Annotated in this window: 6 protein-coding genes; 3 read left to right on the top strand and 3 right to left on the bottom strand. The window is 73.7% G+C overall.

Annotation, left to right across the window (positions count from 1 at the left end; genetic code table 11):
• Positions 1–241 precede the first annotated feature (241 nt).
• Positions 242–1,435, bottom strand: a complete 1,194-nt coding sequence (locus tag KS423_RS35415) for a peptidoglycan-binding protein (protein WP_224283851.1) — start codon at positions 1,433–1,435, stop codon at positions 242–244.
• Positions 1,436–1,792: 357 nt separating this feature from the next.
• Between KS423_RS35415 and KS423_RS35410 the strand changes: the two genes are divergently transcribed.
• The 3 genes from KS423_RS35410 to KS423_RS35400 all read left to right on the top strand — a co-directional run bounded on the left by KS423_RS35410 (position 1,793) and on the right by KS423_RS35400 (position 4,937).
• A complete protein-coding gene (locus KS423_RS35410) occupies positions 1,793–3,118 on the top strand; it encodes a DUF6271 family protein (protein ID WP_224283850.1) in 1,326 nt (441 codons plus the stop codon).
• Positions 3,115–3,612: a GNAT family N-acetyltransferase gene (locus KS423_RS35405; RefSeq protein WP_224283849.1), complete on the top strand. Its 498-nt coding sequence runs from the start codon at positions 3,115–3,117 to the stop codon at positions 3,610–3,612. The genes KS423_RS35410 and KS423_RS35405 overlap by 4 nt, the downstream gene beginning before the upstream one ends.
• Before the next feature lie 281 nt (positions 3,613–3,893).
• Positions 3,894–4,937, top strand: coding sequence for a hypothetical protein (locus tag KS423_RS35400; protein WP_224283852.1), 1,044 nt, complete (start codon positions 3,894–3,896; stop codon positions 4,935–4,937).
• Positions 4,938–4,948: 11 nt separating this feature from the next.
• Here KS423_RS35400 and KS423_RS35395 read toward each other — a convergent pair whose 3' ends face one another.
• Both KS423_RS35395 and KS423_RS35390 read right to left on the bottom strand, forming a co-directional pair.
• Positions 4,949–5,596 carry a response regulator transcription factor gene (locus tag KS423_RS35395; protein WP_224283848.1) on the bottom strand — a complete coding sequence of 216 codons (648 nt, stop codon included), beginning with the start codon at positions 5,594–5,596 and terminating at the stop codon, positions 4,949–4,951.
• The coding region (locus KS423_RS35390) for a sensor histidine kinase (RefSeq protein ID WP_224283847.1) at positions 5,581–6,394 on the bottom strand (814 nt) is incomplete at its 5' end. The genes KS423_RS35390 and KS423_RS35395, both read right to left, overlap by 16 nt.

Below are 6,394 nucleotides of genomic sequence, written 5' to 3'. Positions count from 1 at the left end.
AGGCGCCGGCCGGCGGGCGCCGGTGCCGCCGGCCGCAGTGGCGTCGGTTCGGACGCCGCGACGGCGCCGGTGGGCGAGCGCACGGATACCTCCTTCGAGTCGGGGTCACGAGGACGGCCCCAGGCTCTCCCGTCCGCGCCTCATCCGGCATCTGACGGTGGAAGTAACCTCGCCTACTCCCGGGCGAGTACGCGCCCCCGGCAACCGCCGAACCTCGCCTCCCCCGGGAGTAGTACCGGACTCAGTCGGTCACCGCGAACCCCTGCGCCGTGCCCAGCCGGTGCAGCGAGGCCTGGCCGGGGATCCCGTCCGCCGCCCCCGCCTGGTACCCGCAGCGGCGCTGCCAGGCCGCGTACGCGGAGACCGTCCGGCTGCCGAACGATCCGTCCACCCACCGCTGTTCGAGCAGCCCCTCGTCCACGAGCGCCTGCTCCACGATCGCCACCTCGGCGCCGTAGGTCAGGTGCCCCTGCTCGGCCCCCGGGTCGGTCTGGGCCGCCGCGATCACGTGGGACACCGAGACCGTCCGCTGCCCGGGCAGGTAACCGAGCAGCCGGCGCAGCGAGCCCTCGCCCGGGACGCCGTCCGCCGCCTGCCCGGAGTAGCCCAGGCTCCCCTGGTAGTCCGCGTAGTTCTCGGTGTCCGCGTCCGTCCAGCTCGGGCCCGGGCCGGAGAGGTAGTGGTCGCCGAAGCCGTGCGAGACCAGCGCCCGCCCGACCGCCGTCACCTGGTAGCCCTGGGCGCCGTGGCCGTACGGCAGGCCGTTGATGCTGACCTGGTAGCGGGCGGGCGTGTCCGGGGGGACCGGGTGCTGCTGCGAGGGCGGGGTGCCCGGGGAGCCGGACCCGGCCGTGACGTCGGGCCAGGAGCCGGGATCGGTGTGGTCGTTGTACGGCACGTGGGCATGCGCATACCAGCCGCCGCGGGTCTCCCAGACCTGTTCGTCGCGGTGGCTGGAGAAGTCGGTCGGCCGGCCCATCGGCCAGGCGTCGGGCACGCCCCAGGAGGCGATCCAGGCGTGGATCCGGTCCCAGCCCGCACATGGGGTGTCGACCAGCCGCGCGTAGACGCCGCCCTGGTAGCGGCAGTAGGGGAAGAACACCGCCTCGATCTGGATCACCACCCGCCCGGCCCGGTTGGTGCGGGTCGGGCTCTCGGCGGGGCTGAGCAGGCTCTTCGAGCGGGAGTCGGCCGGGAACAGCTGTGCCGTGCGACCGCTGAACGGGTCCCAGACCAGGTGCGGCGCGCTGCCGGCGCCGCTGCCGGTGAAGTAGCCGACCAGGTTCGCGTAGGGGACCCAGTCCTGCGGTGCGGCGGCGGTCGCGTTGCGGTCCCAGGTGATGTGGGCGATGGCCTTCGGCGGGTACTGCTGATCGGTCGGCGCGTGGTCGCCGAGGTCGTGGATCTCGGCACCGGGCAGCCACAGTTCGGGCATTGTGGGCTCCTCCGAACGGCGTGAGGGCATCACCTCCGTTATCGGCAGGTCCGGCTCGCGGATTGACCCCGATGGCGCAACTTCCCCGCAGTGAACCACCCACGCTCGCCCGGCCGTTCGACTCTGCAGGGGACGTTCGCCCCTGCGTGCGATTCGGACGCCCGTGCGGGGGCGGGCGATCGTGCGGATGGGGGCGCATTCCACCCCGCCGGGCCCTCGCTGTCAATCGTTGACATCAAAAGTGGTCTAGTCCAGGGTAGTCCGGCGGACCGGCGCCGGCCCGCGCCCGGGGCCTCCGGGTGCGCCCAACTGGCGGCCATGGAACCGAATCTGACGATCCGATGGAGAAACCCGCACATGCAAAGAGTCTGCCTCGCCCTGCCCACCATGCGGCCCTGCCCCGACACCATCGCGGAACTCGCCGAGGAGGCGGCCTACGCCGTCGCGAACTTCGGGGTCGAGGTGCACCTCCTCATCCTCGACACCACCGACGCCGTGGCGTTCGCGGCGAACGCGGGCGCCGTGGCCGCGATGGAGCCCACTCCCGGCGTGGTCGTCCACCACCTCGGCGAGGCGCAGCAGCGGGAGTTCCTGCGCCGGGTCGCCGAGCGCTCCGGCGCCGCCGACCCCGAGCTGCTGCTCGACCTGATGCTCCCGCGGGCCGTCGCGTACGGTTCCTGCGTCAACCGGCTCTTCCTGGGCGCGGCCGCCCTGGGCTGCACCTCGGCGCACCTGCGCAACGACGACTTCGACTTCCAGGTCGTCGACGGCCGGAAGGTCTTCCCGATCCACCACGAGCTGCTCTCGATCGGCCGGCCGGCCGGCGAGGCGGTGGCCGGCGTGTCCCGCTCCGAACTCGACCCGGCCGACGCGGACAGGCCGGTGATGCTGGTCAGCGGCTCCTTCATCGGCGAACTCAACGTGGACATCGGTGAGATCCACGAGCGGGACCCGGCCGTCTACCGCGACGTGGTGCGTCTGTGGACCCCGCCGGTGTGGTCGGAGGAGGAGAGGGACGCGATGGTGGACGTCTCCTTCAAGGGCGCCGGCTCCGCGCCGTTCAGCGCCGACGACTCCGTCCTCGGCGTGCCCGACATCTGGGACGTCTACATGTGCAACATCGCCCTGGACCACCGGGGCTACGAGGTGCTGCCGCTGCTGCCCTCGATCGAGACCATCGGCAGCGACTACGCCCTGCTGCACGCCATGGTCCACTCCCGGCTGCCCGGCGTCACCCACAACCGCCACATCGTCAACTACTACACGCCCGAGCGCCGCACCGGCGCCGGCTTCGTCTCCTACCAGCTGCGGTTCGTCAAGTTCCTGCTCTCGATGCTGTACCTGTACCCGGTCTACGGCGGGATGATCGACCTCGGCCGCAGGCTGCTGGACGAGCGGCACGGGCTGAAGGTCGAGCCGATCCTCGACCTGGTGCGGGGCAGCGTCGACTGGGACCGGTCCGGGAACGTGCACTGCCTGGACGTCCTGGACCGCTCCTACCGCAAGCTGGGCGGCAAGTACGCCGAGCTCGCGGACGTGGTGGCCGGGCAGCGGCAGCAGCTCCTGGACGAGGCGCAGGAGGACGCCGAGCGCTGGGCGGTGCTGATGGGAGCCTGGGCTGCGCTGGTGGCCGCCGCCCGTACGGAGGGGCTCCACGTCGACGCGCAGGGGACGGCCGGGTGAGCGAGGACCTCCGGATCCGGCGGCTGGACGACGGCGACTGGGATGCCGTGGTCGCCCTGGAGCACGCCGCCTACGCGGCCGACGGCCTGTCCGAGGGCCGGGAGGCGCTGAAGTCCCGCGCGCTCGGCTCGCCGGAGACCTGCTTCGTGCTGGAGCGGCACGGCGCGGTGCACGGCTACCTGCTGAGCCTGCCGTACCCGCCCCTGCGCTGCCCGGACCTCGCCCGGCCGGAGGAGACGGCGTACGAGTCGGCCAACCTGCACGTGCACGACCTGGTGATCGCCGAAGAGCTGCGCGGACGGGACGTCGCGCTGGGCTTCATGCGGCACTTCCGGGAGCAGGCGAGCGAGCAGGGGTACGAGCGGATCTCGATGGTCGCGGTACGCGGGGCCGACATCCTGCTGCGGCTGCTCGGCTACCGGGCGCACCGGGAGGTGCCGGTGCCCGCCTGCTACGGGCGGCGGGCGGTGTACATGTCCATGCCGGTCAGTTGAGCGGCCCGCCCGCTCCCACACCGGCCCTGCGCTGACACCCCTCGCCCTCCGGCCGCGGCCTCACCCCCCGGACCCCCGGACCCCCGCACGGCCCGGCGGCCGCGGCCGACCCGGCGCTGCCACCGGACGCCCTGTGGGCCCTGACCCGACAACCGCGTTCCCCGGCCCGGGATCGTCCGGAAGCGGTTGCAGTTGCGTCTCCGTTCCGTTCGGCGTGGGTACGAACTGGGGGGCGGTCCGGGATCGTGGGAGCAACCACTCGTTCGGCAAGGGGAGTTGCCATGGGGGACGGCCGGGGGTTGGCGCCGGAGGCGGTGGCGGCGCTGTTGGGCGACGGGCCGCATCAGGCGGTGGCGGACGTCGTGCGGGCGCGGTTGCGGATGGTACCGGAGGGGGCCCGGGCCCTCGCGGCGGCGGAGGCGAGCCCGGGGGACGCGCAGGCACGGGCGCTGCTGACCGCCGCGGTCGCACAACTGCTGGCCTCGGACCAGGCGTTCGCCCAGTACCTGGCCACCACCGGGCTCGGGAAGCCGAGCGATCCGCCGACCGTGCAGCTGCGGAGCGAGCCCGGCACCGTGCAGCTGCGGGTCGGCCCGCCGTCCGCGCCGCCGCCGAGGGGCCCCACCACCGTCCAGCTGCGGACCGGCCCCGCGGCCGCCCACGCCCGGGCGCTCGCCGCCCGGAGAAGCACCACGGGGATCGTGCTGGCGCTCGCCCTGGTGCTGATCGCCGCGCTGGTCGCGCTCGGCGTGCACCTGAACTCCCGTCCGTTGCTGAAGCCGGGCGGGCCCGATCTGGCGCACGCCGCGCAGCCGCTGAGGAATCCGGCGCTGGTGCTGAGGCTGCTGCCCGACGAGAGGGCGGTGCCGGGCGACTGGCAGGTGCAGCGGGGGCCGACGGCGGCGCTCGGTACGGACGGCGAGCGGCCGTGCCTGCTGCCGGACTCCTGCGACGAACAACTCGCCTACGGCATCGTGGCGTTCGGTTCGGCTTCGGTGCAGGCCGTGGAGTTCCGGGTGGCCACCTTCGCCTCCCCCGAGACCGCCGCCCGTGCCTTCGACAGCGCGCTCGGCCGGACCGCCGGGACGAACCCGACGGTGGCCGTCCCGCAGATCGGCGACCAGAGCGCCATCCGCGTCCAAGGCTCCGTATCGGCGGTGGCACTGACCAGGGTCGGCAGCGTGCTGCTCATCGTGCGCGAGGAGGGGCCGGGCTACCAGCTCACCGTGCCCGTGCTCACCGGCCTCGCCGAGCTGGTCGCCGAGCGCGCCCGGCAGGTGCAGGAGGGGCACATCCCCGACATCTCCTGGGCGACGGCGCGCTGACGAGCGGGCGGTCAGGGCTTGTTGAGGTAGGCCAGGACGGCCAGCACCCGCCGGTTGCCGTTCTCGTCGTCGGTGAGCCCGAGCTTGCCGAACATCGAGGTGGTGTACTTGCCGATCGCGCTGTCGCTGAGGAACAGCCGTTGCGCGATGGCCTGGTTGGACAGCCCCTCCGCCATCAGGCCGAGCACCTCCAGCTCACGCCCGGTGAGCCGGTCGAGCCGCCGGTTCGAGGGGGCGGAGGAGACCAGTGCGCCGATCACGGCCGGATCCATGGCCGTCCCGCCCGCCGCCACCCGCTCCAGGGCGTCGACGAACTGCTCACCGTCAAACACGCTCTCCTTGAGGAAGTAGCCGATGCCGCCGGCGCCGTCGGCCAGCAACTCACGGGCGTACAGCTGCTCCACGTGCTGGGAGAGGATCAGCACCGGAAGCCCGGGCACCGCCCGGCGCGCGTGGAGGGCCGCCTGGAGGCCCTCGTCCGACTGGGTCGGCGGCATCCGGACGTCGACGACGGCGACGTCCGGGCGCCAGGTCAGCAGGGCGTCCAGGGTCTCGGGGCCGGTGGCGGCCGTCGCCACCACCTCGTGCCCGTAGGCCTCGACCAGCCGGACCATTCCGTCCCGCAGCAGGTAGAGGTCCTCGGCTACAACGATTCGCATGGCACCACCATCGTCACACAGGTCGGGCCGCCCGCCGGGCTGGTGAGCTCCAGGGTGCCGTCGAACACCGCGAGCCGGCGGCGCAGCCCGGCCAGCCCGCCCTCACTGCCCGTCACCGCACCGCCGCGGCCGTCGTCCCGGACCTCCACCACGACGCCGGTCCCGCCGTGCGCGATGGTGATCCGCACGCTCGTCGCCCGGGCGTGCTTGGTCGCGTTGGTGAGCAGTTCGGCGGCCCCGAAGTACACCGCGGACTCGATCGGCGGCTCCAGGCGGAACGGCCCGTCGGCGGCGACCACGACGTCGAGCGGGCTGTTCAGGGCGAGCGCGCGGACCGCGTCCACCAGCCCGCGCTCGTTCAGCAGCGGCGGGTTGATGCCCCGGACCAGGTCCCGCAGTTCGGCCAGCGAGCTCGCCGCCCCTGCCCGCGCCGCCCGCATCAGTGCCCTGGCCCGCTCGGGATCGGTCTCCATCAGCTTCTCGGCGGTCGCCAGCGAGAGCCCGAGCGCCACCAGCCCCGCCTGCGCGCCGTCGTGCAGATCCCGCTCGATCCGGCGGATCTCCGCGGCCTGCGCGACCGTCACATCCGCCCGGTGGGCGGTCAGTTCGTCCACCCGCTCGACCAGCAGCATCGCGGTGGACGGGCCGAGGAAGTGGACGGCCACCGGCTCCACCGGCCGCCAGGCGTACGGGGCGACGGCGACGGCCGCCACCGCGGCAAGCACCCCGACCACCCGGGCCACCGGCTCCGGCCGGAGCAGTCCGAGCACCGCCACCGCCGCCGCGGCCGGCGGGAGC

It is taken from the genome of Streptomyces sp. LS1784, from assembly GCF_020103755.1.
In the GTDB taxonomy this organism is placed as follows: domain Bacteria; phylum Actinomycetota; class Actinomycetes; order Streptomycetales; family Streptomycetaceae; genus Kitasatospora.
This window is presented reverse-complemented; position numbering and strand designations above follow the sequence as displayed.

Excerpts from the sequence above, each read along its gene's own strand:
- KS423_RS35415 (WP_224283851.1), bottom strand. The coding sequence starts at position 1,435 with ATGCCCGAACTGTGGCTGCCCGGTGCCGAGATCCACGACCTCGGCGAC.
- KS423_RS35400 (WP_224283852.1), top strand. The coding sequence starts at position 3,894 with ATGGGGGACGGCCGGGGGTTGGCGCCGGAGGCGGTGGCGGCGCTGTTG.
- KS423_RS35395 (WP_224283848.1), bottom strand. The coding sequence starts at position 5,596 with ATGCGAATCGTTGTAGCCGAGGACCTCTACCTGCTGCGGGACGGAATG.
- KS423_RS35410 (WP_224283850.1), top strand. The coding sequence starts at position 1,793 with ATGCAAAGAGTCTGCCTCGCCCTGCCCACCATGCGGCCCTGCCCCGAC.